This is a genomic window from Aliarcobacter skirrowii CCUG 10374, assembly GCF_003544835.1.
GTDB lineage: Bacteria > Campylobacterota > Campylobacteria > Campylobacterales > Arcobacteraceae > Aliarcobacter > Aliarcobacter skirrowii.
The window spans coordinates 1,641,502-1,666,765 of sequence record NZ_CP032099.1 but is presented as its reverse complement, the minus strand read 5'-3'; the positions used below and the strand labels follow the sequence as shown (position 1 = coordinate 1,666,765).

The window sequence follows — 25,264 nt, the reverse complement described above, 5'->3', positions numbered from 1 at the left end:
AATGTAACTTTTCTACAATCTTACAGATAAAACCGATAAAATAACATTTACTTGATATATATTAAATCTATATTTGGATATTATTTTATGTAAAAATTAAATCTTGAAGAAAGGATAGGATATGAGTGACCTAGTAGAGGGTTATTTAGGAAAAACAACAGAGGGTAAAAAGAGCAGACTTCCTGCAAAACTTGATTTTATTCAAAGTTTTACAGGTGGATTTTTAGCTCTATTTATGTGGGCACATATGTTACTTGTTGCATCAATTTTAGTGTCAAATGATTTTATGTACCAAGTTACTAAATTATTGGAGGGTAGCTTTATATTTGAAGGTGGAAATCCACTTTTAGTATCTATTGCTGCTTTAATTATTTTTATTATTTTTATAGTTCATGCAGCTTTAGGTATGAGAAAATTACCAGGGAATTTTAAACAGTATCAAGTAATTAAAGCTCATTCAAAAAGTATGGGTCATGATGATACAAAACTTTGGTTTACGCAAGCATTTACAGGTTTTGCAATGTTCTTTTTGGGTTCAGTTCATTTATATGTAATTATGACTCATCCAGATCAGATTGGACCATATGAAAGTAGTGCTAGAGTTTGGGATGAGTATATGTGGCCACTATATATTCTTTTACTATTAGCAGTTGAATTCCACGGAACAATTGGTCTATATAGACTTTGTGTAAAATGGGGATGGTTTGATGGTGAAAATCCAAAAGCTACTAGAAAAGCACTTAAAAAAGTTAAATGGGCTTTAACAGTGTTTTTCTTAGTTTTAGGATTTGCTTCATTAGCAGCTTATATGAAAATAGGTTATGAAAACTCTAAAAATAATATTCCAAGAGATTCATTCCAGCCATCTGCTAAGATTATGAATTATGAAATGAAAACTAAAAGTGTTGGAGGAATCGCATAATGAAAATTAATTACTGTGATGCATTAGTAATTGGTGGAGGACTTGCAGGTCTTAGAGCTGCTGTTGCTACACAAAAAAAAGGTTTAAGTACTATTGTATTATCTTTAGTTCCAGTTAAAAGATCTCATAGTGCTGCTGCTCAAGGTGGTATGCAAGCATCTTTAGGAAACTCTAAAATGAGTGATGGTGATAATGAAGATTTACACTTTGCAGATACTGTAAAAGGTAGTGACTGGGGATGTGATCAAGATGTTGCTAGAATGTTCGTACACACTGCACCAAAAGCTATTAGAGAGTTAGCAGCTTGGGGGGTTCCTTGGTCAAGAGTTGAAAAAGGTACTAGAGAAGCTGTTATTAATGCTAAAAAAACAACTATAACAGAAGATGAAGATAGACACGGACTTATCACTTCAAGAGATTTTGGTGGTACTAAAAAATGGAGAACATGTTACACAGCTGATGCAACAGGTCATACAATGTTATTTGGTGTTGCAAATGAAGCTTTAAAACATAATGTTGATATTAGAGATAGAAAAGAAGCAATTAGCTTAATTCATGAAGATGGAAGGTGTTATGGAGCAGTTGTTAGAGATTTAATTACAGGTGAATTAGAAGCTTATGTTGCAAAAGGAACTTGTATTGCAACAGGTGGATATGGAAGAGTATTTAAACAAACTACAAATGCTGTAATTTGTGAAGGTACAGGTGCTGCTATTGCTTTAGAGACTGGAATTGCAACATTAGGAAATATGGAAGCTGTACAATTTCACCCAACACCAATCGTTCCATCTGGAATTTTATTAACAGAAGGTTGTAGAGGAGATGGTGGAATTCTAAGAGATGTTGATGGTCACAGATTTATGCCAGATTATGAGCCTGAGAAGAAAGAATTAGCATCAAGAGATGTTGTTTCAAGAAGAATGATTGAACATATTAGAAATGGTAAAGGTGTTCCTTCTCCTTATGGATACCACGTATGGTTAGATATCTCTATTTTAGGAAGAGAGCATATTGAGAAAAACTTAAGAGACGTTCAAGAAATTTGTCAAATTTTCAACGGTATTGATCCAGCTGATGAGGGTCCAAAAGGTTGGGCACCAGTTCTTCCAATGCAACACTACTCAATGGGTGGAATTAGAACAAAACCAACTGGTGAGTCACAAAACCTAAAAGGTCTATTTGCTTGTGGAGAAGCTGCTTGTTGGGATATGCACGGATTTAACAGACTTGGAGGAAACTCAGTTTCTGAAACAGTTGTTGCTGGTATGATTATTGGAAACTATTTTGCAGATTTCTGTTTAGAAAATGATGTAACAATTCCAACTTCTGTTGTTCAAAAATTTGTTGATGAGCAAGAAGCATATATTGATGAGATTTTATCTTACAATGGAAATGAAGATATCTTCAAAATTAAAAATAGAATGAAAGAGTTAATGGATGAGAAAGTTGGTATCTTTAGAAGTGGTGAACCACTAAAAGAGGCTGTTGAAGAGTTAAAAGAACTTTTAGCTAAAACTAAACAAATCACAGTTAAATCAAAAGAAAAAGCTGGAAATCCAGAACTTGAAGAGGCATATAGAGTTCCAAAAATGTTAAAAGTTGCACTTTGTGTTGCTAAAGGTGCAAGAGATAGAACTGAATCAAGAGGTGCTCACTATAGAGAAGATTATTTAATGAGAGATGATAAAAACTGGTTAAATAGAACTTTAACATCTTGGCCAAATAAAAATGATATGGAACCAACTATATCTTATGAGCCACTTGATATTATGAAAATGGAGATGCCACCAGCGTTTAGAGGTTATGGTGCGAAGGGTATGATTATTGAGCATGAACAATCAGCAGTTAGACAAGCTCAAGTTGATGAGATTACAGAAAAAATGCAAAATGAAGGTAAAGATAGACATGAAATTCAAGATGCATTAATGCCATTTAATTTACCAATGAACTACAAAGAGAAAAACGAAAGAGCAGGAGATAAATAATGAGCGCACAAAAAGGTAGAGAAATTACAATTTCAGTTCTTAAATATAATCCTAGAAGTAAGGTTTCAAAACCTCACTTTGTAGAGTTTAAATTAGAAGAGACTCCAGGTATGACTCTTTTTATTGCATTAAACTTAATTAGAGAAAATTATGATGCTGATTTATCTTTTGACTTCGTATGTAGAGCTGGAATTTGTGGAAGCTGTGGAATGATGGTAAATGGAAAACCTGCACTTGCTTGTAGAACACTAATTGCAAACTATCCAACTGGAAAATTACAATTAATGCCTATGCCTGCATTTGAACTAATCAAAGATTTATCAGTAAACACAGGTAAATGGATGGATGCTATGAGCAAAAGAGTTGAATCTTGGATTCACTCAAATGAAGAGGTTGATATCTCAAAAATGGAGCAAAGAGTTGATCCAAAACTAGCAAACGATACATTTGAACTTGATAGATGTATTGAGTGTGGTATTTGTGTTGCTTCTTGTGGAACAATGCTAATGAGACCAAACTTTGTTGGACCAGTTGGATTAAATAGAATTGCAAGATTTGATATAGATCCACATGATAATAGAACTGCGGAAGATTTCTATGAGTTAGTTGGAGATGATGATGGAGTATTTGGTTGTATGTCATTAATGGCTTGTGAAGACCACTGTCCAAAACATTTACCACTACAAAATAAAATTGCTTACTTAAGAAGAAAATTAGTAGCACTAAGATAAAAATTTATGAGAGTTTTACTCTCATAAATCTAAATAATAGAAAAAGTTAAATATCATATTTAAATGGTATTTAACTTTTTTTATTTTAGGAGAGAAGATGAGTTTAGCAAGTGACTATTTTTTACTTTATCATGGATTAATATTTGAAAAGAGTTTAGATTTAGAGCCTTTAAGAGATAATTTAGATGATAATCATTTAACAATTTTTGCACTTATAATTTGTGCAAATCGAAAAAACTACAATAAGTTTATAAACTTAGAATCATTTAAAGATTTATGTAGACAGCTAGATATAAAACCTCCAACAAGTTTAAGTGAGTTAAATCATATTCAATATGAAATTGTTGATAATATTGCAAAAAATAGTACAAAAAATAGCTTAGATACTATTCATAACTCACTTTCATACTTAAAAGATCAACATATAATAAACCAAGAGAGTTATACAAAACTTACTTCACTATTTGATTATAAAGAGTTAAATTTAAATATTGAAAAGATTGATACGAAAGAAGAGATTGAAAAAATTTCATATAAAGATTTAAAAGCCAATTTTGAGAATTTAATAAGAGATTTACAAGAGTATATAAAAAGTAGTGAATTAAAAAATGAGCTTGCAACTATAAATGAGTATTTAAATAATCAAAAATTTTCTATTGGAATAACAGGTGTTATGAATGCTGGAAAATCAACTATGTTAAATGCTTTAATGGGAAAAGAGATTTTAGGAAGTGCGGTTGTTCCTGAAACAGCAAATTTAACTATAGTAAAACATAATCCTACACCAAATGCAAAAGTTTTTTATTGGGATAAAAAAGAGTGGGAAAAGATTGAAAATAGTGCAAAAAATTTAGAGAGTATGAGAGAGTTTGTTGAAGAGACAAAAAGAGTATTTAAAGATGATTTAAAAAATTATATAAAAGATAGTTCAAGATTTGATGAAGTTGATATAAACGATTTAAAATCTTACACATCAGCAGATCATAGTGGAAAAAAATGTAATCTTGTAAAATATGTAGAGTTAGGTGCTGATTTAAAGTTTTTAAGTGATGGTATTGAAATAGTTGATACACCTGGACTTGATGACCCTGTAATTCAAAGAGAGGAGATTACAAAAGAGTATATAAGTAAGTGCGATATGATGTTGCATCTTATGAATGTGTCGCAAAGTGCAACATTAAAAGATGTTGAGTTTATAATTGATGCTGTTTTATATCAAAATATCTCTAAACTATTAGTTGTAATTACACGAGCAGATACTGTTTCTAAAAAGAGTTTGGAAGAGGTTATAAACTATACAAAAACTTCAATTCAAAGACAACTAAAAGCACAAAATAAAGATTCACAACTTGACCATATTTTAAAAAGTATAAAATTTATTCCAATTTCTGGATACATGGCACTTCTTCATAGAACAGGAAGAGAAGATGAGGCTTTAAAAGCTGGATTTAAAATCGAAGATACTGGAATTTTAGAGATTGAAGAGTATTTATATGAATCACTTTTTGGTACAAATTCACAAAAAGGTGATTTGGTAATTCAATCAACAAAAACTCAACTTTCAAGACTATTAGAGAAACAAATAAGCTTTTTTAATTATGAGTTAAAACTTCTTGGAAAATCAAAAGATGAATTAGAAGCTGAACTATCTGAGCTTAAAAAAAATAAAGAGAAAAAACAAAGAGTTTTATTTAGCATAAAAGAGGATATAAACTTTTATAAAAGCGATGCAAAAAACTACATAGAGTCACTTGATACATTTTTGCAAAGTGAGTTAATTGAGCTTCAAAATGTTGTAAAACAAAGAGTTATAAATGATGCTAGATATAGTTTTCAAAAAGATAAAAAAAGAGCAGATGAGCAAAGAGTAAGAACTATTGTTCAAACAGCAATTAAAGATGGAATAATTGATATTATTAGAGATTATAGATACAAATTTATAAAAAAATCTCAAACAATTGGTGAGCAGTGTGAACAAAAATATCATGATTTAGGATTTACTTTAGGACATAAAAATGATAATTTTGATGCTAGAGGATTTTTCCAAGATGATTTTAAAAGTGGGTTTTTAACTTCAAGCAATGAAGTATTGGTAAATTTAATTGTAAAAGAGACAAATAACTCAAAAGAGTCCAAATTAAATGAACTAGAAAGAGCTTTACAAGATATTATAAAATCAGAGTTTGAACCAATTGTAAAAGATATTCAAAGTAAAGCAAAATCTTTAAGTCAAATTTTAATTGATAACTTCTTTAAAACTTTAAATACTCCAGTTATTGCTTATGAACAGAAGATAAAAAATGATGAAGAAACTTTGGAAAAAGAGCTACAAAACTTCAAAGAAAATGACGAAAATAGGGCTAAAAATTCAGTCTTAATACATCAAAATATTAAAAAACTAGAGTCAATATTAACAGATATTAAAGGATTAAATTAATGAGTGCAAATTTAAATATCTTAAAAAATTTTATTGAAGAGTATAACCAAAATCTAAGTGATAAAGAGATTGTTTATGAAGATGGATTAGTTGGAGAGATTAAAAAAACGATAGATAAACTTTTAGATGAGAAGTTTTTACCATCAAGTGAATTAAAAACAATTTTAAATAAACAGATTCGTCGTGCTAGATATCCTATGGAAGTTGCAATTACTGGACAATTTAGTGCAGGGAAATCGACTTTTTTAAATGCACTTTTATCTAGAAATATTTTACCAACTGGTATTACACCTGTTACTTCAAAAGTAAATTTTATAAATTATGGAGATGAGTTTAAATTAAAAATAACTTACTACTCAGGAGCAACAGAGTATGCACCAATTGAGAGTATTGCTGATTTTACAGATCAAAGACAAGATGATATGAAAAATATCAAATACTTAACACTTTATGCTCCAATGCCAATTTTAAAAGATATCTCATTTGTTGATACTCCAGGACTTAACTCACAATCTCAAAGTGATACAGATGTTACAAGAAGAGTTTTAAAAGATGTTGGTGGAATTATATGGCTTACACTTATTGATAATGCTGGAAAGCTATCTGAGGCTCAAGTTTTAGAAGAGTATATGCAACATTTTAAAAATAAATCTTTATGTGTTTTAAACCAAAAAGACAAATTAACTCCACAGCAAGTTGAGACAACAACAAACTATGTAAAAGAGAAATTTAGTAAATATTTTGCAAAAGTTGTTCCAATATCTGCTATTAAAGCTTTAGAAGGAAGAGCTAGTCATAAAGATATATTAATTGAAGATCAAAATAGAGATTTTATAAATAGTTTAAAAAATGAGCTTAAAGACTCAAATGAGAGCAAAATTGACTCTTTATTAAGTGAATATAAAAACAGCATTAAAAATATAAAAAATAGTGATACAAGTGATAATACAAAACTTCTTGAAGAGTCAAATATTCAAGAGGTTTTAGATTTTATTAATAATTCAATAAGACCACAAGCTCAAGAGGCAAAAGAGTTTGCAATTAAAAAAGATTTAAGAAGTTTTTGTGATATTTTAATAAAAGAGTATGAGACAATTTTAAAAGTATATGATGCTTTAGTTGAAGTTTTAACTAACACAGAAGAGAAAGTTTTAAAAGCTTTTGATGAGATATTATCAAAATATTCAAAAGATCTATTTACAATATATAACTCACTAATTTCAGTTATGGAAAAAATAGCTCATGAAACATTTAAAAATATCAAAACAAAGAAAGCTTTTAGATTTGATGAGTCTAAAAATTTCTTTGGTGAAAAGATAGAAAAAGTTGAATATGAAACTTACTGGATTGATTCAGATGCAGTTTATAAAGCTCTTTTTTATGATGATCAAACAATAGATAAGATGTTTAAGCGTTCAATTAAACTCCTTAAAAATGTTGAACTAGATAGCGATGAGGCATTTAGAGATGTTTATAGAATGATTAGAAATGATGTTGTAAATTGGCAAGAGCCTTATGAACTTATAAGAAAGAATAGAGAGATTGCATCTGATGCTGAGTTTTCAAATACAAGACACTTTGCAGCAAAAGTTTATGAAAATGTTTTAAGAGAGTACCATAAAGCAATATTAGAGAATATTTCAGCTTTAAGAAAGAAATTTGCATATTTTAATGGAGCTTTATCTTATTCATATATTCAAACAACACAAGCAACTATTGCACACTTTGAGCAACAAATTATTGAAAGTGAAGAGTTATATAAAAAAGAGCCAACTAGATTTTCAATCTCTCATCCAAGAGAAGATGAGATAGTTGCAAAATTAAAAGCAAACTTTGCATTTGAAAAAATTGAGGATTTTTTGACATCAAAAAGAAATTACCTATTTAAAATTATAAAATACTCTAAAGAGCAATATTTAGAGATAAATCAAGATAGAATAGAGTTTGTAAAAAATAGAAAGAATCAATATTTAGAAAAAATTAAAGACTTAGAAAAGATAAAAAGTGAGATTTAAATGTTAAAAAATATATTAAGAAATCAAAAATATATAGATATATCTTCAAAAAATGTAAAAGAGTCTATAGAGTTTTTACTTGAAGAACAGATACATTTTGGAATAGTTGCAAATATTAAAAATATTAGTTTTGATCCAAAATTACCAGAAGAGATATCAAAAAATCTAAATGAATACTCACTATTTTCACTGGCTGGTTATACTTTTGAATCAGCACATACAAATGAAAATGATTTATTTTTTGAAGCTGGATTTGGGCAAGATAATTTTGGAAGTGTGCTAAAAGTTCCATTTGAATCGATATTTCAAGTAATTGTAGATGAAAATATTTTAGTTTTAAATTTATGTGCAACTATAGAAAAAGAGAGTAAAGAATCAAAGAAGAACTCTTTTGATGTTTTTAAAAATAATCCAAATAATAAAAAGTTTAACTAAAAAATAGTTTTAAAACTATTTTTTAGGTGAGAATTTAAATAGAGCTGATCCCCATGTAAGACCACCACCAAAGGCATCAAATAAGACTGTATCACCAGCTTTAATTCTACCTTGCTCAAAAGCATAATTCATAGCCATAGGAATTGATGCGGCTGAAGTATTTGCATATTTATCAACAGTTACAACAGTTTGTTCATCTGTTAAATTCAAAGCTTCTCCAACTGCTTTTATAATTCTATAGTTCGCTTGGTGAGGAATAAAATGATTTATATCTTCATTTGATAAATTATGTCTTTTCATCATCTCTTGTACATCTGAAGTTAAAGTTTTAACAGCTAGTTTAAAAGTCTCATTCCCCTTCATAGAGATACATGCCATTTTTGCATCTAAAACCTCTTGAGAACAAGGATGTTTACTCCCTCCACCAGCTGTTTTTATTAAATCTTCATAAGTTCCATCACTAGAGCAACTAACATCAATAATAGCTTCGCTTTTATCATCTGTAGCACTAATAATTGCAGCTCCAGCGCCATCTCCAAATATAAAACAAGTCGTTCTATCTTCATAGTTTAAAATTGAACTATATTTCTCAGCACCAATAATCAAAACATTTTTCTTCAAACCTGACTCAATAAATGCTTTTGCAATATTTAAAATATATACAAATCCTGTACAAGCAGCACTAACATCAAATGCCATAACATTTGTAATACCAATTTTAGATGCAATCAAACAAGCAGTTGAAGGCATACATAAGTAATCAGGAGTAACAGTTGCACAAATAATCAAATCAATCTCATCTTTTGATATATTTGCTCTTTGTATAGCAAGTTCAGCAGCTCTTGCTCCTAAATCAGAAGAAGCTTCCTCTTTTTCAGCTAATCTTCTCTCTTTTATACCTGTTCTTCTTGTAATCCACTCATCAGTAGTATCAATAATTTTTTCAAAGTCTGCATTTGTCATAATCTTTGGTGGAATGTAAGCACCAATAGATCTAAAAGCTGCATATATCATAAATTAATCCTTCATTATAAAGTAGTTGCAGTTGTTTCGCAATTACTCTCTTCTTTAGCAGAATATTTTGCTAATCTCTTCTCAATAATATCTTCAAGATTTGAACTAGCAGATAAAAGTGATTGAAATATTGCATTTTTTATAGCTTTTGGATTTGATTTTCCATGAGATATAATAACAGGTGCTTTAACTCCAAGTAATGGTGCTCCACCATATTCAGCATAATCAACCTTTACTTTTAGATTTTTAAATACTTTTCTCATTAAAACTGCACCAGTAATTGCAATTAAAGAACGCTTTAAATCTTTTTTCATAATTTTACTAATTGTATCAGCAACACCTTCTGCTGTTTTTAATAGAATATTTCCTACAAAACCATCACAAACAACAACATCAACAGTTCCTTTGAAAATATCATTACCTTCAACATTACCAGCAAAGTTTGGAATTTTAGAGATTAGTTTATAAGCTTCTTTCGTAACTTCGTTACCCTTGCTCTCCTCTTCACCATTACTTAAAAGTCCCACTATTGGTTCATCTAATCTTAATACAGTTTGAGCATAAGCTTGACCCATAACTGCAAATTCAAATAAATTTTTAGCATCACTATCTACATTTGCTCCAACATCAAGTACTAAAGTATTTTGATTTTCACTTGTAGGCATTAGTGTAGCAATTGCAGGTCTACTTACACCTTTGATTCTTCCAATTCTTAAAGTAGCCAAAGACATAGTAGCTCCTGAATGTCCAGCAGATACAACAGCATCAGCTTTTCCTTCACGAACTAATTCAATTGCTTTATAAATTGTTGACTCTTTTCTTTTTAATGCATCAGTTGCATGATCATTCATACTAATTACATCTTTAGTATCAATAATTTCAATTCTATTTAAAAAGGTAGTAGGGATTAGTTTTGATAAAATATCTTTATCACCAACAGCAAGTGCTGTAAAGTTATTGTTGTTTCTAATGGCTAATATAAGCCCTTCTATAATTGGCTCAGGACCGAAGTCCCCGCCCATTGCATCTATTGCTATTCTTATCATTAGTTTTTATATTCACCAGTGTTTGGATTAACCATATGAGGCATTTTCCAAGAACCATCACTATCTTTTACAGGTTTTTTAAGTGTAATTTTATAATGTGTTCTTCTTTTAGCCGCTCTTGAGTGTGAAACTCTTCTTTTTGGTACTGCCATATTATTCTCCTTTTAAAATTCTTTTTCAAAATTAGTGTTGTCATTTTTGCAATCACTACATAAATAGTAATCACTTTTTATACTATTTATTTCACTTTTAATAATTTCATCAAAATCAATAATTTCATCAACTTCAATTACTAAAAAATCATCCTCTATGCCTTTAAAAATACCATTTGATATAAGAAGATTTAAATCTTCATTTAACTTTAACTCTATATCTTTAGGACATCTAGAACAATCAACTAAAACTTCACCTGTAAGTTTTGCTTCTATTTTTACTAAACTAGGTGAAATTCTACAAAAAGTACCTTCAATATTTACTGAATCAAAAGATACTTTTAAATCTTTTTTATCTTGTGGTACTTTTTTAAACTCTATTTTCATAGTTTATTAACAAATCTCTCTTTGTGAGAAGAAAAATGCAATTTCGATTGCAGCATTTTCTAATGAGTCACTTCCGTGAACTGCATTTGCATCAATTGATTCAGCAAAATCAGCTCTAATTGTTCCAGCTGCTGCTTCTTTTGGATTTGTTGCACCCATTAACTCTCTATTTTTTGCCATTGCATTTTCACCTTCTAAAACTGAAACTACAACTGGTCCAGAGATCATAAATTCAACTAAATCTTTGAAAAAAGGTCTACTTGCATGAACTGCATAAAAAGCTTCAGCATCAGCTTTGCTTAATTGCATTTTTTTAGTAGCTGCAATTTTTAAACCAGCACTTTCAAATCTGTCTAAGATTTTTCCTACAACATTTTTTGCTACTGCATCTGGTTTAATAATTGATAGTGTTCTTTCCATCTTTAATTCCTCTTTATTTTTTTAAGTCGCGGATTATATCTGAAATCTTATAAAAAAGCAAGTTTTTTAATAATTATTCAACTACTGGTTCTCCAGCAGCTCCTCTATCATCTTTCTCAATTTTACTAGAACCTGCTTCATCCCAAACTATACAACCCTCTGTAGGACAAGCATCAGCACATGCAGGTGCATCATTGTGTCCAACGCACTCTACACATTTATCTTTATATACATAATAAATATCTTCACCTGTTGGGTTATCATCATTATCAACAATTGCTCCAACTGGACACTCATCTAAACAAGCATCACAGCTTATACAAATATCAGTAATTAAAACTGCCATATTAATATCTCCATAATTTTTTTAGAAACTTTAGCTAAGTAAAAATAAAAATATTATTAAAGATAATTTTTATCTTTTAAAAAACTTTTTTATATTTAAGCTATTTCTAAATTTTTTTTGTTAAAATTCCACCATCAATTTAAAATTTATTACAAAAGGATTAAAAATGTTAGTTACAAAAAAAGCTCCTGATTTTACAGCTACAGCTGTTTTAGCAGATGGAATGATAGTAGAAGATTTCAATCTATACAAAAATATTGGAGAAAAAGGTGCGGTACTATTTTTCTGGCCTTTAGACTTTACTTTCGTTTGTCCATCAGAAATTATTGCATTCTCAAACAGAATTAAAGAGTTTGAAGATAGAGGAATTCAAGTAATTGGTTGTTCAATTGACTCTCAATTCTCACACTTTGCATGGAGAGAAACACCAGTTGCAAATGGTGGTATTGGAAGAGTAAAATTCCCAATGGTTGCTGATATTACAAAACAAATTGCAAAAGATTATGATGTATTATTTGGTGAATCAGTTGCATTAAGAGGATCTTTCTTAATTGATAAAGATGGAACAATTAGACATGCAGTAATCAATGACTTACCACTTGGAAGAAATGTTGATGAGATGATTAGGATGGTAGATGCAATGTTATTTACTAACGAGCATGGAGAAGTTTGTCCAGCTGGATGGCAAAAAGGTGACGAAGGTATGAAAGCAGACAAAGATGGTGTTGCTGAATACTTAGGAAAAAATTCAGAAAAATTATAATATTTAATTTATCTTTACAAAAGAGGCAGTAACTGCCTCTTTTTCTTTTTTCTTGACAAATTATAAAATATTAATTAAAATTTCACTTTACTTTATTACAAAGCTACAAAAAACTACAAAAAATAGATATATTTCTATCTAAAATCAAAGGTAACAACTTTTATGGAAGAATCTAAAGAAGAACAAAAAACGAAAACTACAAAAAAAACAAGAACCCATGTACCTGTTGAAGGTTATAGGATAGAACAATTAAGAGAACTTCCTCTTGAGACTCTAATTGATATTGCAAATGAACTTGAAGTTGAAAATCCTCAAGAGTTAAAAAGACAAGATTTAATGTTTATGATACTTGCTTCTCAAATTGATGCAGGTGGCTTCATATTATTTACTGGTATTTTAGAGATAAAAGAGGGTGGATTTGGTTTTTTAAGAGCAATTGATGGAAATTTTTCTGATACATCAAATGACTCATATGTTAGTGCTACACAAATTAGAAAATTTGCATTAAGAACAGGTGATATTGTTACAGGGCAAGTTAGACCACCAAACAAAGATAGTGAGAAATATAATGCACTACTTAAAATTGAAGCAATAAATTATCTACCAGTAAAAGATTCTAAAAATAGACCTCTATTTGATAATTTAACTCCTTTATACTCTACTACAAAATTTAAGTTTGAATTTGATTCACAAAAATTAACAGGGAGAGTTTTGGATCTTTTTGCTCCAATGGGGAAAGGACAAAGAAGTTTAATAGTGGCACCTCCAAAAACTGGTAAAACAGAACTTTTAAAAGAGTTAGCACACGCAATATCAAAAAATCATCCAGAAGTTACTTTAATGGTTCTATTAATTGATGAAAGACCTGAAGAGGTTACTGATATGCAAAGAAGTGTAAAAGGTGAAGTATATAGTTCAACATTTGACTTACCAGCACACAATCATGTTAGAGTTGCTGAAATTGTTATTGAAAAAGCAAAAAGAGTTGTAGAGATGAAAAAAGATGTTGTAATTTTACTTGACTCTATTACAAGATTAGCAAGAGCTTATAATACTGTAACACCATCATCTGGAAAAGTTCTTTCAGGTGGAGTTGATGCAAATGCTTTACACAAACCAAAAAGATTTTTTGGAGCTGCAAGAAATATAGAGGAGGGCGGAAGCCTTACAATTATATCAACTGCACTTATTGATACTGGTTCAAAAATGGATGAAGTTATTTTTGAAGAGTTCAAAGGAACAGGAAACTCTGAGGTTGTATTAAGTAGAAATGCAGCTAATAAAAGAGTTTATCCAGCTATTGATATTGTTAAATCAGGAACTAGAAAAGAGGAACTTCTTTTAAGCCCTGATATTTTACAAAAAACATGGATATTAAGAAATGCAATGGCAGAGATGGATGAAGTTGATGTTCTTAAATTTTTATATCCAAAAATGCAAAAAACAAAAAATAATGATGAGTTTTTTGCCTCAATGAATGAGTAATAGTTACTTAAAATCTTCTTAAAAATGTATATAAATGTAAAATATTTACAAATTTGTAGATATTTTACATCTTTTTCAGCAAAATCAAATAAAACCTCTGGTAAGATTGTTTCCCGAAATTTGAACTAAAGGAAGGACAATGGCAAACTTAAAAGAGATTTTAGAGTATCTAAAAAGAACTAGCCCAGCACAAAATGAGTTTCATCAGGCCGTTGAAGAAGTAGTACACTCACTTGAACCACTATTCGATAAATATCCAAAATACAAAGACCAAAAAGTGTTAGAAAGGTTGTTAGAACCTGAAAGACAAGTAATGTTTAGAGTAACATGGATTGATGATAAAGGTGAAATCCAAATCAACAAAGGTTATAGAGTACAGTTTAGCTCAACATTAGGACCATATAAAGGTGGATTAAGATTCCATCCTAGTGTAAATACTGGAATTATTAAATTCTTAGGATTTGAGCAAATATTCAAAAATGCTTTAACTGGTTTACAAATTGGTGGTGGAAAAGGTGGAAGTGACTTTGATCCTAAAGGAAAAAGTGAAAATGAAATCATGAGATTTTGCCAAGCCTTTGTAACAGAACTTTATAGACATATCGGTGCAACTACAGATGTTCCAGCAGGAGATATTGGAGTTGGTGGAAGAGAAATCGGATATATGTTTGGTATGTATAAAAAATTAGCAAACAGATATGATGGAACTTTTACAGGTAAATCTTTAAAATGGGGAGGTTCGCTAGCTAGAACTGAAGCAACTGGTTATGGTTGTGTATATTTTGCAAAAAATATGCTTGATGCTAGAGGAGAGACTCTTAAAGGAAAAAGATGTGTAGTATCAGGTTCTGGAAACGTTGCAATTTACACAATTGAAAAACTGTATCATTTAGGTGCACTACCTATTACTTGTAGTGATTCAAAAGGTATGATTTTAGATGAAGAGGGAATTGATTTAGATTTACTTAAAGAGTTAAAAGAGAATCAAAGAGCAAGACTTACAGAGTATGTGAAATATAGAAAAAATGCAAAATATACTCCTGTGGAAGATTATCCAGTTGGAAGAAATGCAGTTTGGTCTGTTCCTTGTTTTGCAGCATTCCCAAGTGCTACTCAAAATGAGTTAAATTTAGAAGATGCAAAAGAGCTTATTAAAAATGGATGTTTTTGTGTAAGTGAAGGTGCTAATATGCCATCTACAAATGAAGCTGTTGATTATTTTGTTGAGAAAAAAATAGCTTATGGACCTGGAAAAGCAGCAAATGCTGGTGGTGTTGCTACAAGTCAATTAGAGATGGCACAAAATGCAGCTATGATTAACTGGACATTTGAAGAAGTTGATTCAAAACTAGAGCAAATTATGTTAGGAATTTTCCAAAGAGTTAGTAAAACTGCTGAAGAGTTTGGACAACCTACAAACTTTGTTTTAGGTGCAAACATAGCTGGATTTAGAAGAGTAGCTGATGCTATGATTGAACAAGGTGTTGTTTGATAAAAATATAGCTTAAGGAAACCCTTCCTTTTGCTTAAAACTTGACTGTTTCTTATCGTTTTTTAGCTATAATTTTGCGAAAAAATTAAATAAGGAATAGTTTGAGAGTAGGACTTTTTGACTCAGGTATTGGCGGATTAACAATACTAAATTCTATCGTAAAAATGGTAAATCACACAGAGTTTTTTTATGTTGCAGATACATTATATACTCCTTATGGAGAGAAAGAAAAATCAATTATTTTAAAAAGATGTGATGATATTACAAACTACTTATTAGATAATTATAAAATTGATATTTTAGTTATTGCTTGTAATACTGCAACATCTGTTGCAATAAAACATTTAAGAGAGAAGTTTAAAGATTTACCAATTATTGGAGTTGAACCAGCACTCAAGCCTGCTATAAATTTTTCAAAAAATTCAAATATTGCTATTATGGGAACACCATCTACAATAAATGGTGAAAAATATAAAGAGTTAGTTGCAAATTTGACAAAAGGTAAAAAGTTAAATTTGTACCATATTCCTTGTTCTGGTTTAGCAAAAGAGATAGAAGATGGAGAGGTAAATAATCCTAAAACAAAAGAGATGCTAAAACTATATTTAGAACCTTTAAAAGATAAAAATATTGATAGTTTAGTTTTAGGTTGCACACACTATCCAATAATTAAAGATGAAATAAGCTCATTTTTTAATAACAATATAACACTTTTTGATTCAGCAAATGCAGTTGCAAAAAGATTATTTGAACTAAGTTTATTAAAAGATTATGGAAGACATAGCTCAAATATCACTATTTTATATAGTAGTAAGATAAATTTCGATAAGGTAAAATTTATTTTAAAAGATAGTAAATATGAGCTAAGCGAGTGTAAAATATGAGTGAAAATATAGTAGAAAATAGAGTTTTAGCTCTAAAATATAGACCAAGAAGATTTGAAGATTTAGTAGGACAAACTACAATTTCTCAAACACTATCTTTGGCTTTAGATTCAAATAGATTATCTCATGCTTATTTGTTTTCAGGATTAAGAGGAAGTGGAAAAACAAGTACAGCAAGAATAATGGCAAAATCATTTTTATGTGAAAAAGGACCTACTAGCAAACCTTGTGAAGTTTGTGAACACTGCCTTAGTGCAAATAGTGGAAGACATCTTGATATTATAGAGATGGATGCTGCTAGTAATAGAGGAATTGATGATATAAAAGATTTAATAGAGCATACAAAGTATAAACCAAGTAGTGCTAGATTTAAAGTTTTTATAATCGATGAGGTTCATATGCTTACACCTCAAGCATTTAATGCACTTTTAAAAACTCTTGAAGAGCCTCCAGGATTTGTAAAATTTATACTTGCAACTACAGATGCATTAAAATTACCAGCTACAATTTTAAGTAGAACACAGCACTTTAGATTTAATAAAATTTCTCAAAGTGATGTTGTAAATCATATTTCATCAATTTTAAATAAAGAGCAGATATCTTTTGAAAAACAAGCACTTGAGATTATTGCAAAAAGTGGACAAGGAAGCTTAAGAGATACATTAACACTTCTTGATCAGGCTATAATTTTTTCAAAAGCAAATATAGATGTTGCAAGTGTTGTTGATATGTTAGGACTTATTGATCCACAAATGATGGATAAAATATTTAAAACAGTTTTAAATAAAGATGATTTTAATCCACTTTTAGAAGAGTTGCAAAATTATGAAGCAAATCAGATTTTAAATGAGATGACAAACTATTTAAAAACTGCAATGCTTGAAAAAGATAGCAGATTTAATACATTTTTTTATGAGAGATTTTTTAGAATAATTGGTGATTCAAAACACCTTTTATCTCTTAATAGTGATGATAGTTTTGTTCTTATTTTAACTTTTATGAAACTTATAGAGGCTACAAATTTAAAAAGTATTGATGAGATTTTAAATCAAGTTGAATCTATAAAACCAATTCCTGATAAAAAAATTGAGCAAATAATTGAATCAAAAAAAGAATTAAAAATAGAAACAAAAACAAATCCTCAAGTAGTTCAAAAAAGTTTAGAAGCACAAGTTGTTACAACTGATGTTGATGAAGTTGTTTATGAGGCTATTGAAGAAGAGAGTGATATTTTTATGGATAAGTATCAAATCTTAATTGAGAAGCTTTACGATAGAAGTAGTGAACTTGGAGAGTGTTTTGAGAGAAATTTTATTTATAATGGTTTTGAAAATGAGACTTTAAACATTGTATCTTATGCAAAAGATGAGGATAGAAACTTTTTATATAAACATTTTAATCTAATCAAAACATTTACTTGTGATATTTTTGGAGTAAATACTAAAATAGATTTTAAAAAGGATGATGCCACCATAAACGAAACATCAAAGCCAATAAAAGAGCTAAATGAAGTTTTAAATCCTAAAGAAGAGGAGAGTTTTGCTACAAGTTCAGGTTGTGTTGCAAGTAGTTTGGATAGTAGTGTTGAAAGCTTAAATCAAAAAGAGCTTGAGGTAAAAGATCTTTTAGATACAAAGATGATAAATCAAGCAAAAGAGCTTTTTGATATTAAAAGAATTGTAGTAAAACCAAAAATTTAATAGGAGAGATTATGAAAAATATATTTAAATTGGCACTTTTTTTTGCTATTTTTTTTAATGTAGTTTTTGCAAATGATAACTTAGTAATTGAGTTTGAGAAAAAAAGATTGAGTCAAAATCCAAATATTGTTTTAAATAGTGTAGAGGTTTTTTATAAGAAAAAACTTGATATAAAAGGTGATTGGAGTGCATATGTACTAAATTTAGATTTAGATACACAAGATGGAAATATGAGAGTAAAAGATATTCTGTTTTCAAATAATCAAGTGGTTACCACTGAACTTTTTGATTTAAAAAGTGGTACCTCTTTTGGTTCTAATATTGCACCTGATATAAATGAGAGTTATTATGATAATTCAAGATTAATTGCTGGAAAAAGTAACGCAAAAAATAGATTAGTTGTTTTTTCAGATCCATTATGCCCATTTTGTCAACACTATATTCCACAGCTTATAGATTTTGTAAATAAAAATGAAGAGAATATTGCTTTATACTACTATGCTTTTCCACTTACAAGAATTCATAAAGCATCAAATGATCTATCAAAACTAATAGAAATAGCTAAACAAGATGATAAAAATATTATAAAAAAAGCTTATGAGATAAGATGGGAAAAATATTTTGATGTAAATAGTGAAGATAGAAAACTTATCTTAAATAGTTTTAATAAGGCTTTAAAAACTAATATATCATTAAAAGAGCTTGAAGATGAAAAATATCAAAAAGCTTTAGAAGATGAGGTTTTAATGGCTGAAAAACTATTGATTAATGGAACGCCAACTATTTATGTAAATGGTAAAAAAGATAATACAAAAGAAGAGTATAAAAAGTTAAAAGGAGTTAAATAATGCAAAAATTAGTTATTGCAACAAGAAGAAGTCAATTAGCACTTTGGCAAAGTGAGTATATAAAAGCCGAGCTTTTAAAACACTATCCAAATATGGAAGTAGAGCTTCAAGAGTTTACTACAAAAGGGGATAAGATTTTAGATGTTCCTTTGGCAAAAATTGGTGGGAAAGGGCTTTTTACAAAAGAGCTTGAAGTTGCAATGCTTGAAGGAAGTGCTCATTTAGCTGTTCACTCACTAAAAGATGTACCAACACAGTTTGAAGATGGTTTAGTTCTTGCTGCTGTTTCAAAGAGATTTAATCCACAAGATGCACTTTTAAGTAACAAATACAAAACAATTGAAGAGTTACCAAAAGGTGCTGTTGTTGGAACTACAAGTTTAAGAAGAAGAATGGCTATAAAGATGTTAAGACCTGATATTGAACTTAAAGATTTAAGAGGGAATATCAATACAAGAATAGCAAAACTAAATGCAGGTGAGTATGATGCAATAATACTTGCAGCAACAGGAATTGAGAAACTACACTTAGAAAATGAGGTTAAATATTTTACTCCAATTTCAACAGATGTTATGATTCCATCTATGGGACAAGCAACTTTAGGAATTGAGACAACAAATGATCCAAAAATAATAGAGATAGTAAAAGTTTTAAATGATAAAAATGCACAAATTGAGTCAACAATAGAAAGAGGTTTTGTGGATACTCTTCAAGGTGGTTGTCAAGTTCCAATTGGTGTAAAAGCAACAATTTTAGATGAAAAAAGTGTAAAAATATCTGCAATTGTTGGACTTCCTGATGGAAGTGAATATATAAAAGATGAAAAAATTATAGATATAAACTCTTTTGAGAGTGCTGGAAGAGATTTTGCAAATGAGTTTATAAAAAAAGGTGCAGTTGAGCTTCTAAAAAGAGCTGAAGCTATGGCTTTTAAATAATAATTTCTATGATTTAAAAGCTAGTTTCTAGCTATACAATTACGATATATTTCTTTTTCAAGACTTTATTAAATGAACGGTTCCTTTAAAATGGGAACCATTTAAAAGGAGAAAATATGAGAATAAATTTAGAAGATACACTTTTTTGTTTAGTTGATGTTCAAGAAAAACTTTTCCCACATATTGGAAACAAAGATGAGCTTTTAAGAACTCTTCCAATACTTGTAAAGGGTATGAAAACTTTGAATGTTCCTATTATTGTAAATGAGCAGTATAAAAAAGGAATTGGGGAAACAATAGAGCCTTTAAAAGAGCTTGTAAATGAGTATGAAGCCTATGAAAAAACTACTTTTTCAGGATGTCAAAATAGTGATATTTTAAATGCTTTTAAAAAATCTGGTAAAAAAAATATTGTTGTTGCTGGAATAGAGACTCATGTCTGTGTTCTTCAAACTTGTATTGATTTGCTTGAAAATGGATTTAATGTTATTTTAGTAACAAACTGTTGTGGAAGTAGAACAAAGCTTGACCACAAAATGGCAATAAAAAGATTAATTCAAGCAGGTGCAATTCCAACTACTTATGAATCAATTTTATTTGAGCTAACTTTAGATTCAAAGAATCCAAACTTTAAAGCGATATCTAACTTGATAAAATAGAACTTTGCATTATTTGCAAAGTTCTTTTAATGCATCTTCAATTTTCAGTGGTGGTCGTACTATAAAAGCCTTGTTTTTACCAACTAAAATTGGTCTTTGTATTAAGATTGGGTTTTGTACAACAATTTCAATTAGCTTCTCTTCATCTTTTATATTTTCTAGTTTTAAATCTTTGTAAATCTCTTCTCTTGTTCGCACTAAATCAAAAATGGAGATATTTAATTTTTTTAAAATCTCTTTTAGTTCATTTTTTGATGGTGGATTTAGTAGATAATCTCTTATTGATATTTCAAAACCATTTTGGTCTAAAAAATCTTTTGCACTATTTGATTTTGAGCAAGAGATATTGTGCCATAACTCTAATTTTTGCATTTAAACTCCTAAAATCTTATAACTCTATTTTCAAGTTTTAGTTTTACTTTTTGATTAACTTCAATTGTATCATCAAAGCTATGTATTAAAAACTCTTGATTATTTGCAAAAACAACAACTTCATAAAAGTTTCCATAAAAAATTATCTCTTTTATAACACCTTCAATATCACCATCATCTGATATTTTTATATTTTCAGGTCTTATATATAAGTTCTCATCAATCTTTGTAACTTTTCCTAAAAAGTTTGCACAATATAGATCAACTGGTCTATTATAAAGCTCTTTGCAAGTTCCAGTTTGCAAAATATCACCACCATTCATAATAGCAATTCTATCAGATAAGAAAAAGGCATCCTCTTTATCGTGAGTAATGAATAGTGCAGTTATGTTAAACTCTTTTATTGTCTCTTTTAGCTCAACTCTTAAAATATTTCTAAGCTCTGTGTCAATATTGCTTAAAGGCTCATCAAGAAGAAGAATTTTTGGTTTGTTTATCAAAGCTCGTGCAAGTGCAACTCGTTGTTGCTGACCACCACTTAGTTCGTGTGGATATTTATTTTCATGACCTTTTAGTTTTGTTTTTTCTAAAATCTCTTTTAATTCATCTTTACTAGCATTGCTTCCAAAAACTATATTTGAAGCTACATTTAAGTGAGGTAGCAGAGCATAATTTTGAAAAACAATTGCAGTTTCTCTTTTGTTTGGTTCTATATTTGTTTTATTATCAAAAACAACTTTACCATCTATTTTTATCTCTCCACTATCAGGTTTTTCAAGTCCTGCTAACATTCTTAAAAAAGTAGTTTTTCCGCTTCCACTTGTTCCTAAAATTGTGAATATTTCACCCTCATATAAATCAAAATTTATGCTATTTGCAACACAAATATCACCTTTGCAAAATATTTTTCTTAAATTTTTTATTTCAACTATTTTTTTCATTTTGTTTTTCTTCTTTTTGGTTTATAAGCTAAAAATATAACTGCAATTGCAGTAGTGGTTACTAAAATAAGTGATGGGAAACCTGTTTTATAAAGCATCTCATTACTTGCTAATTCATAAATTCTAACTGCTAAAGTATCAAAGTTAAATGGTCTTAAAATCAAAGTTGCTGGTAACTCTTTTGCAATATCTATGTATAAAATTAAAAATCCACTTAATAAATATGGTTTTAATATTGGAAGATAGATTTTAAATATTGATTTGGCTTCATTTTCACAAAATATTCTTGATACATCATCAATAGATGATGGAATTTTGCTAAAACCGTTTTCAACACTTCCAACACTTGCTGCAAAATATCTTGTAGTGTATGCAAAAATCAACACTATAAATGAGCCACCAAAAAACATCACTCCTAAACTTCTATCTATAAAATTTGAGATAATAAGCAATCCAACAGCAACAACAGCTCCAGGAATTGAGTAACCTAGCATTGATAATTTATGAGTTGCGTATGATATTTTTGTTGGGAAAAATCTTAAAAAATATACTATTAAAAATGCTAAAGATATTATAAACAAACTTGAAGCTATATTTAAACTTAAAGTATTAAATAGATACTCAAATGCTGTAAAATCAAGTGTAAAAATATCTAAAAATGCCCAATAAATTAAAATAGATGTTGGAATAAAAAGAGTAATTAAAGCAACTATAAAAGAGATTAAAAATGCAAAAAAGTTCTCTTTTCCTTTTAGCTCTATTTTTGATACTTTTTCGCTACTATTTGTTGAGCTTGAAAAACGAAGTTTTTTTCTAATATTGTACTCTACTAAAAGAAGTGAAAATACAAAAATAAGAAGAACAATAGCTACATTTATAGCTCCAACTAAATCATCAAGTCCAAACCAACTTTTAAAAATACCAACACTAAAAGTCTCAACTCCAAAATATAAAACTGTTCCATAATCACTTAAAGTTTCCATAAGTGCTAGTAATGCTCCACCAAAAAGTGCTGGATATGCAAGTGGGAGATATATTTTGAAAAAGGCTTTTGTAGAACTTATTTTTTGCAAAGATACAAGTTCAAAAATAGATTTTGAAATAGAGCCAAAAGATACTCTTGCCATGATATAAACATATGGAAACATTGCAATTGAGAATATAAAAATTGCTCCATACATATTTAAGATATCAACTTTTAAAGCAGGATTTGCAAATATTTGAGAAAATATTCCTCTGTACTCAAAAAATCCAACATAAGTGTAACCTAAAATATAAGCTGGATATGCTAAAGGAAGTACAAAACACAAAGCAAAAAACTTGCTTCCAAAATATGTAAATCTTGCACTTAAATATGAGGTAATTGTTCCTAAAATTAGTACACCAAAAAGTGTACCAATAAGTAATATGGTACTATTTTTACTATATTCATAAATATAACCATCTTCTAAAAAAGTTTTAGAAAAAGAGCTATTTATAAAGAAGTAAAGTATTAAAATAAGAATGGGAAATGATATACTTAAGCCCAAAATTGGGGCTAAGTATTTTTTAAAACTTTTTATCTCCATCTTCCTTTAGAAGCTATCTCTACAGCCTCTTGCGTATATTTTCCAACTTCATTTAAAGGAATTGTATCCTCTTTAAACTCTCCCCAAGAAGCAACTGTTCCAGCTGGTTTTACCTTTGGATTTACAGGATATTCATAATTTCCTTGAGCCAATTCACCTTGAGCTTCAATACTTGTTAGATACTCAATTAATTTTATAGCATTATCTTTATTTGGAGAGAATTTTGTAATACTAGCTCCTGAGATATTTATATGAGTTCCTGTTGTCTCTTGAGCTGGGAAAAATATGGCTAACTCTTTTGCAATTTGTGCATCTATTTTATCTTCACTATTTGCCATAACTCCAAGATAATAAGAGTTTACAATAGCAATATCAGCTTCACCAGATGCTACAGCTCTAATTTGATCTCTATCACTTCCTTTTGGATTTCTTGCAAAATTATCTGAAAGCCCTTTTGCAAACTCTAAAGCTTTCTCTTCTCCATGATGAGCAATAATTGAAGCCATAAGAGATTTATTGTATGCGTGAGTTGATGTTCTAGTTATTACTTTTCCTTTAAATTGTGGTTTTGTAATACTAAAATAGTCACCCAAATCTGCTTTATTTACATTTTTTGGATTATAAACAAAAATTCTAGCTCTTTTTGTAATTGCAAACCAGTTACCATCTTCATCTCTTAAGTGAGTTGGTATATTTTCATTTAAAGTTTTTGAGCTAACACTTTGAGTTAATCCTCTTTGTTTTGCTAAATATAAATTTCCAATATCAGCAGTTATTAAAATATCAGCTGGACTATTTGCACCCTCAATTGATAGTCTTGAAACAAGCTCTTCAGCTTTTGCAGTTACAAGATTTACTTTAATTCCTGTTTTATTTTCAAAATCTTTAAATATCTTTTTATCTGAATCATAGTGTCTTTGTGAATATACATTTACTTCATTTGAAGCAAAAAGTATTGATGAAAAAAATATTGAAATTAGCGCTATTTTCTTAAACATTTTATCTCCTTTTTTTATATCTATTTTGAAATTTCGAAATATTATAGTAACAAAGCTTTGAAGTAACTTAGTATTAAGAATGATTATCAGATATTTTTTATTTAAATTTATAAATAATTGGTATAATAACACATTTTTTAATAGGAAAATAAATTTATGATTTTAATGATTGATAATTATGACAGCTTTACTTACAATATTGTTCAATACTGTTTAGAACTAAAAGCTGATTTGAAAATAGTAAGAAATGATGAGTTAACTTTAGAGCAGATTATAGAGTTAAATCCAAGTAAAATTATAATCTCTCCAGGACCAGCTACTCCAAATGAAGCTGGAGTTTGTTTAGATGTAATAAAATATTTTAGTGGCAAAAAACCAATTTTTGGTATATGTTTAGGACATCAAGCAATAGCACAAGCTTTTGGAGCAAAAGTAGTTCGTGCAAAAAATTTGATGCATGGAAAAACTTCAAAAATAAAAGTATTAAAAGGTACAAAGATATTTGATGGTTTACCAAATGAGTTTACACAAACAAGATATCACTCTTTAATAGTTGAAAAACAAAATCTTCCAGAAGAGATAATAGTTACTTCAAAAAGTTTGGATGATGATGAGATTATGTCTTTAGAGATTAAAGATAAAAATGTTTTTGGAGTACAATTTCATCCTGAATCTATATTAAGCGAATATGGACATAAGATGTTTGAAAATTTTTTAAAGGTTTAA

General features: G+C 29.2%; 25 protein-coding genes. 15 read left to right on the top strand and 10 right to left on the bottom strand.

The features are described from left to right. Window positions 1-121 precede the first annotated feature (121 nt). The 6 genes from ASKIR_RS08710 to ASKIR_RS08685 all read left to right on the top strand — a co-directional run bounded on the left by ASKIR_RS08710 (window position 122) and on the right by ASKIR_RS08685 (window position 8,525). Window positions 122-922 (top strand): fumarate reductase cytochrome b subunit, encoded by an 801-nt coding sequence (locus tag ASKIR_RS08710; RefSeq protein ID WP_066160108.1) that lies wholly within the window; start codon window positions 122-124, stop codon window positions 920-922. Continuing rightward, the gene (locus tag ASKIR_RS08705; RefSeq protein WP_066350331.1) at window positions 922-2,907 is read left to right on the top strand and encodes a fumarate reductase flavoprotein subunit; all 1,986 of its coding nucleotides are present in this window, start codon (window positions 922-924) and stop codon (window positions 2,905-2,907) included. The genes ASKIR_RS08710 and ASKIR_RS08705 overlap by 1 nt, the downstream gene beginning before the upstream one ends. Then, window positions 2,907-3,638: a fumarate reductase iron-sulfur subunit gene (locus ASKIR_RS08700; RefSeq protein WP_066160114.1), complete on the top strand. Its 732-nt coding sequence runs from the start codon at window positions 2,907-2,909 to the stop codon at window positions 3,636-3,638. Before ASKIR_RS08705 ends, ASKIR_RS08700 begins: the two co-directional genes overlap by 1 nt. A gap of 97 nt (window positions 3,639-3,735) precedes the next feature. Then, window positions 3,736-6,075 (top strand): dynamin family protein, encoded by a 2,340-nt coding sequence (locus ASKIR_RS08695; RefSeq protein WP_115588145.1) that lies wholly within the window; start codon window positions 3,736-3,738, stop codon window positions 6,073-6,075. Beyond that, window positions 6,075-8,090, top strand: a complete 2,016-nt coding sequence (locus tag ASKIR_RS08690; protein WP_066350329.1) for a dynamin family protein — start codon at window positions 6,075-6,077, stop codon at window positions 8,088-8,090. Before ASKIR_RS08695 ends, ASKIR_RS08690 begins: the two co-directional genes overlap by 1 nt. After that, window positions 8,091-8,525, top strand: a complete 435-nt coding sequence (locus ASKIR_RS08685) for a hypothetical protein (RefSeq protein WP_066350328.1) — start codon at window positions 8,091-8,093, stop codon at window positions 8,523-8,525. 15 nt (window positions 8,526-8,540) lie between these two features. On the opposite strand, the gene ASKIR_RS08680 is transcribed toward ASKIR_RS08685, so the two are convergent. The 6 genes from ASKIR_RS08680 to ASKIR_RS08655 form a co-directional block, all read right to left on the bottom strand. After that, on the bottom strand, window positions 8,541-9,539 hold the full coding sequence (locus tag ASKIR_RS08680; RefSeq protein WP_066350326.1) for a beta-ketoacyl-ACP synthase III: 999 nt from the start codon (window positions 9,537-9,539) through the stop codon (window positions 8,541-8,543). 14 nt (window positions 9,540-9,553) lie between these two features. Next, window positions 9,554-10,585 (bottom strand): phosphate acyltransferase PlsX, encoded by a 1,032-nt coding sequence (gene plsX, locus ASKIR_RS08675; RefSeq protein ID WP_066350324.1) that lies wholly within the window; start codon window positions 10,583-10,585, stop codon window positions 9,554-9,556. Beyond that, window positions 10,585-10,737, bottom strand: a complete 153-nt coding sequence (gene rpmF, locus ASKIR_RS08670; protein WP_066160132.1) for a 50S ribosomal protein L32 — start codon at window positions 10,735-10,737, stop codon at window positions 10,585-10,587. The genes plsX and rpmF overlap by 1 nt, the downstream gene beginning before the upstream one ends. Before the next feature lie 12 nt (window positions 10,738-10,749). Further along, window positions 10,750-11,124 (bottom strand): DUF177 domain-containing protein, encoded by a 375-nt coding sequence (locus tag ASKIR_RS08665; protein WP_066160135.1) that lies wholly within the window; start codon window positions 11,122-11,124, stop codon window positions 10,750-10,752. A 6-nt stretch (window positions 11,125-11,130) separates the two neighbouring features. Continuing rightward, complete coding sequence (gene ndk, locus ASKIR_RS08660; RefSeq protein ID WP_066160137.1) at window positions 11,131-11,544, bottom strand: nucleoside-diphosphate kinase; 414 nt, start codon at window positions 11,542-11,544, stop codon at window positions 11,131-11,133. A gap of 73 nt (window positions 11,545-11,617) precedes the next feature. Beyond that, a complete protein-coding gene (locus ASKIR_RS08655) occupies window positions 11,618-11,890 on the bottom strand; it encodes a DUF362 domain-containing protein (protein WP_066160140.1) in 273 nt (90 codons plus the stop codon). 166 nt (window positions 11,891-12,056) lie between these two features. Here ASKIR_RS08655 and ASKIR_RS08650 point away from each other — a divergent pair, with 166 nt between their 5' ends. The 8 genes from ASKIR_RS08650 (at window position 12,057) to ASKIR_RS08615 (ending at window position 20,659) form a co-directional block, all read left to right on the top strand. Next, on the top strand, window positions 12,057-12,653 hold the full coding sequence (locus ASKIR_RS08650; protein WP_066160143.1) for a peroxiredoxin: 597 nt from the start codon (window positions 12,057-12,059) through the stop codon (window positions 12,651-12,653). Between the two features lie 162 nt (window positions 12,654-12,815). Continuing rightward, complete coding sequence (gene rho, locus ASKIR_RS08645) at window positions 12,816-14,138, top strand: transcription termination factor Rho (protein ID WP_066160146.1); 1,323 nt, start codon at window positions 12,816-12,818, stop codon at window positions 14,136-14,138. 139 nt (window positions 14,139-14,277) lie between these two features. Further along, window positions 14,278-15,630 (top strand): NADP-specific glutamate dehydrogenase, encoded by a 1,353-nt coding sequence (gdhA, locus tag ASKIR_RS08640; protein ID WP_066350322.1) that lies wholly within the window; start codon window positions 14,278-14,280, stop codon window positions 15,628-15,630. A 101-nt stretch (window positions 15,631-15,731) separates the two neighbouring features. Continuing rightward, window positions 15,732-16,514: a glutamate racemase gene (gene murI, locus ASKIR_RS08635; RefSeq protein WP_066350321.1), complete on the top strand. Its 783-nt coding sequence runs from the start codon at window positions 15,732-15,734 to the stop codon at window positions 16,512-16,514. Beyond that, the gene (locus tag ASKIR_RS08630; protein ID WP_066350319.1) at window positions 16,511-18,214 is read left to right on the top strand and encodes a DNA polymerase III subunit gamma/tau; all 1,704 of its coding nucleotides are present in this window, start codon (window positions 16,511-16,513) and stop codon (window positions 18,212-18,214) included. Before murI ends, ASKIR_RS08630 begins: the two co-directional genes overlap by 4 nt. Before the next feature lie 11 nt (window positions 18,215-18,225). Beyond that, the gene (locus ASKIR_RS08625) at window positions 18,226-19,062 is read left to right on the top strand and encodes a DsbA family protein (RefSeq protein WP_066350317.1); all 837 of its coding nucleotides are present in this window, start codon (window positions 18,226-18,228) and stop codon (window positions 19,060-19,062) included. Beyond that, window positions 19,062-20,000 (top strand): hydroxymethylbilane synthase, encoded by a 939-nt coding sequence (hemC, locus tag ASKIR_RS08620; RefSeq protein ID WP_115588146.1) that lies wholly within the window; start codon window positions 19,062-19,064, stop codon window positions 19,998-20,000. Before ASKIR_RS08625 ends, hemC begins: the two co-directional genes overlap by 1 nt. 116 nt (window positions 20,001-20,116) lie before the next feature. After that, on the top strand, window positions 20,117-20,659 hold the full coding sequence (locus ASKIR_RS08615) for a hydrolase (RefSeq protein ID WP_066350314.1): 543 nt from the start codon (window positions 20,117-20,119) through the stop codon (window positions 20,657-20,659). A gap of 9 nt (window positions 20,660-20,668) precedes the next feature. Here the strand turns inward: ASKIR_RS08615 and ASKIR_RS08610 are convergent, their stop codons facing one another. From ASKIR_RS08610 to ASKIR_RS08595, 4 genes are read right to left on the bottom strand one after another with little or no spacing between them, the layout of a single operon-like run. After that, complete coding sequence (locus tag ASKIR_RS08610; protein ID WP_066350313.1) at window positions 20,669-21,031, bottom strand: ArsC/Spx/MgsR family protein; 363 nt, start codon at window positions 21,029-21,031, stop codon at window positions 20,669-20,671. Between the two features lie 8 nt (window positions 21,032-21,039). Then, complete coding sequence (locus ASKIR_RS08605; RefSeq protein WP_066160169.1) at window positions 21,040-21,972, bottom strand: ABC transporter ATP-binding protein; 933 nt, start codon at window positions 21,970-21,972, stop codon at window positions 21,040-21,042. Further along, the gene (locus ASKIR_RS08600; RefSeq protein ID WP_066160171.1) at window positions 21,969-23,540 is read right to left on the bottom strand and encodes an ABC transporter permease; all 1,572 of its coding nucleotides are present in this window, start codon (window positions 23,538-23,540) and stop codon (window positions 21,969-21,971) included. Before ASKIR_RS08600 ends, ASKIR_RS08605 begins: the two co-directional genes overlap by 4 nt. Continuing rightward, window positions 23,531-24,538 carry a Fe(3+) ABC transporter substrate-binding protein gene (locus tag ASKIR_RS08595; RefSeq protein ID WP_066160173.1) on the bottom strand — a complete coding sequence of 336 codons (1,008 nt, stop codon included), beginning with the start codon at window positions 24,536-24,538 and terminating at the stop codon, window positions 23,531-23,533. The genes ASKIR_RS08600 and ASKIR_RS08595 overlap by 10 nt, the downstream gene beginning before the upstream one ends. Before the next feature lie 156 nt (window positions 24,539-24,694). On the opposite strand from ASKIR_RS08595, the gene ASKIR_RS08590 reads away from it, so the two are divergent. Next, a complete protein-coding gene (locus ASKIR_RS08590) occupies window positions 24,695-25,264 on the top strand; it encodes an anthranilate synthase component II (RefSeq protein ID WP_066350312.1) in 570 nt (189 codons plus the stop codon).

Excerpts from the sequence above, each read along its gene's own strand:
- ASKIR_RS08650 (WP_066160143.1), top strand. The coding sequence starts at position 12,057 with ATGTTAGTTACAAAAAAAGCTCCTGATTTTACAGCTACAGCTGTTTTA.
- ASKIR_RS08710 (WP_066160108.1), top strand. The coding sequence starts at position 122 with ATGAGTGACCTAGTAGAGGGTTATTTAGGAAAAACAACAGAGGGTAAA.
- ASKIR_RS08700 (WP_066160114.1), top strand. The coding sequence starts at position 2,907 with ATGAGCGCACAAAAAGGTAGAGAAATTACAATTTCAGTTCTTAAATAT.
- rpmF (WP_066160132.1), bottom strand. The coding sequence starts at position 10,737 with ATGGCAGTACCAAAAAGAAGAGTTTCACACTCAAGAGCGGCTAAAAGA.
- ASKIR_RS08690 (WP_066350329.1), top strand. The coding sequence starts at position 6,075 with ATGAGTGCAAATTTAAATATCTTAAAAAATTTTATTGAAGAGTATAAC.
- ASKIR_RS08595 (WP_066160173.1), bottom strand. The coding sequence starts at position 24,538 with ATGTTTAAGAAAATAGCGCTAATTTCAATATTTTTTTCATCAATACTT.
- ASKIR_RS08630 (WP_066350319.1), top strand. The coding sequence starts at position 16,511 with ATGAGTGAAAATATAGTAGAAAATAGAGTTTTAGCTCTAAAATATAGA.
- ASKIR_RS08655 (WP_066160140.1), bottom strand. The coding sequence starts at position 11,890 with ATGGCAGTTTTAATTACTGATATTTGTATAAGCTGTGATGCTTGTTTA.
- ASKIR_RS08600 (WP_066160171.1), bottom strand. The coding sequence starts at position 23,540 with ATGGAGATAAAAAGTTTTAAAAAATACTTAGCCCCAATTTTGGGCTTA.
- ASKIR_RS08685 (WP_066350328.1), top strand. The coding sequence starts at position 8,091 with ATGTTAAAAAATATATTAAGAAATCAAAAATATATAGATATATCTTCA.
- ASKIR_RS08605 (WP_066160169.1), bottom strand. The coding sequence starts at position 21,972 with ATGAAAAAAATAGTTGAAATAAAAAATTTAAGAAAAATATTTTGCAAA.
- ASKIR_RS08625 (WP_066350317.1), top strand. The coding sequence starts at position 18,226 with ATGAAAAATATATTTAAATTGGCACTTTTTTTTGCTATTTTTTTTAAT.
- rho (WP_066160146.1), top strand. The coding sequence starts at position 12,816 with ATGGAAGAATCTAAAGAAGAACAAAAAACGAAAACTACAAAAAAAACA.
- ASKIR_RS08695 (WP_115588145.1), top strand. The coding sequence starts at position 3,736 with ATGAGTTTAGCAAGTGACTATTTTTTACTTTATCATGGATTAATATTT.
- ASKIR_RS08680 (WP_066350326.1), bottom strand. The coding sequence starts at position 9,539 with ATGATATATGCAGCTTTTAGATCTATTGGTGCTTACATTCCACCAAAG.
- ASKIR_RS08590 (WP_066350312.1), top strand. The coding sequence starts at position 24,695 with ATGATTTTAATGATTGATAATTATGACAGCTTTACTTACAATATTGTT.
- ASKIR_RS08610 (WP_066350313.1), bottom strand. The coding sequence starts at position 21,031 with ATGCAAAAATTAGAGTTATGGCACAATATCTCTTGCTCAAAATCAAAT.
- hemC (WP_115588146.1), top strand. The coding sequence starts at position 19,062 with ATGCAAAAATTAGTTATTGCAACAAGAAGAAGTCAATTAGCACTTTGG.
- ASKIR_RS08665 (WP_066160135.1), bottom strand. The coding sequence starts at position 11,124 with ATGAAAATAGAGTTTAAAAAAGTACCACAAGATAAAAAAGATTTAAAA.
- gdhA (WP_066350322.1), top strand. The coding sequence starts at position 14,278 with ATGGCAAACTTAAAAGAGATTTTAGAGTATCTAAAAAGAACTAGCCCA.
- ASKIR_RS08615 (WP_066350314.1), top strand. The coding sequence starts at position 20,117 with ATGAGAATAAATTTAGAAGATACACTTTTTTGTTTAGTTGATGTTCAA.
- ASKIR_RS08705 (WP_066350331.1), top strand. The coding sequence starts at position 922 with ATGAAAATTAATTACTGTGATGCATTAGTAATTGGTGGAGGACTTGCA.
- plsX (WP_066350324.1), bottom strand. The coding sequence starts at position 10,585 with ATGATAAGAATAGCAATAGATGCAATGGGCGGGGACTTCGGTCCTGAG.
- ndk (WP_066160137.1), bottom strand. The coding sequence starts at position 11,544 with ATGGAAAGAACACTATCAATTATTAAACCAGATGCAGTAGCAAAAAAT.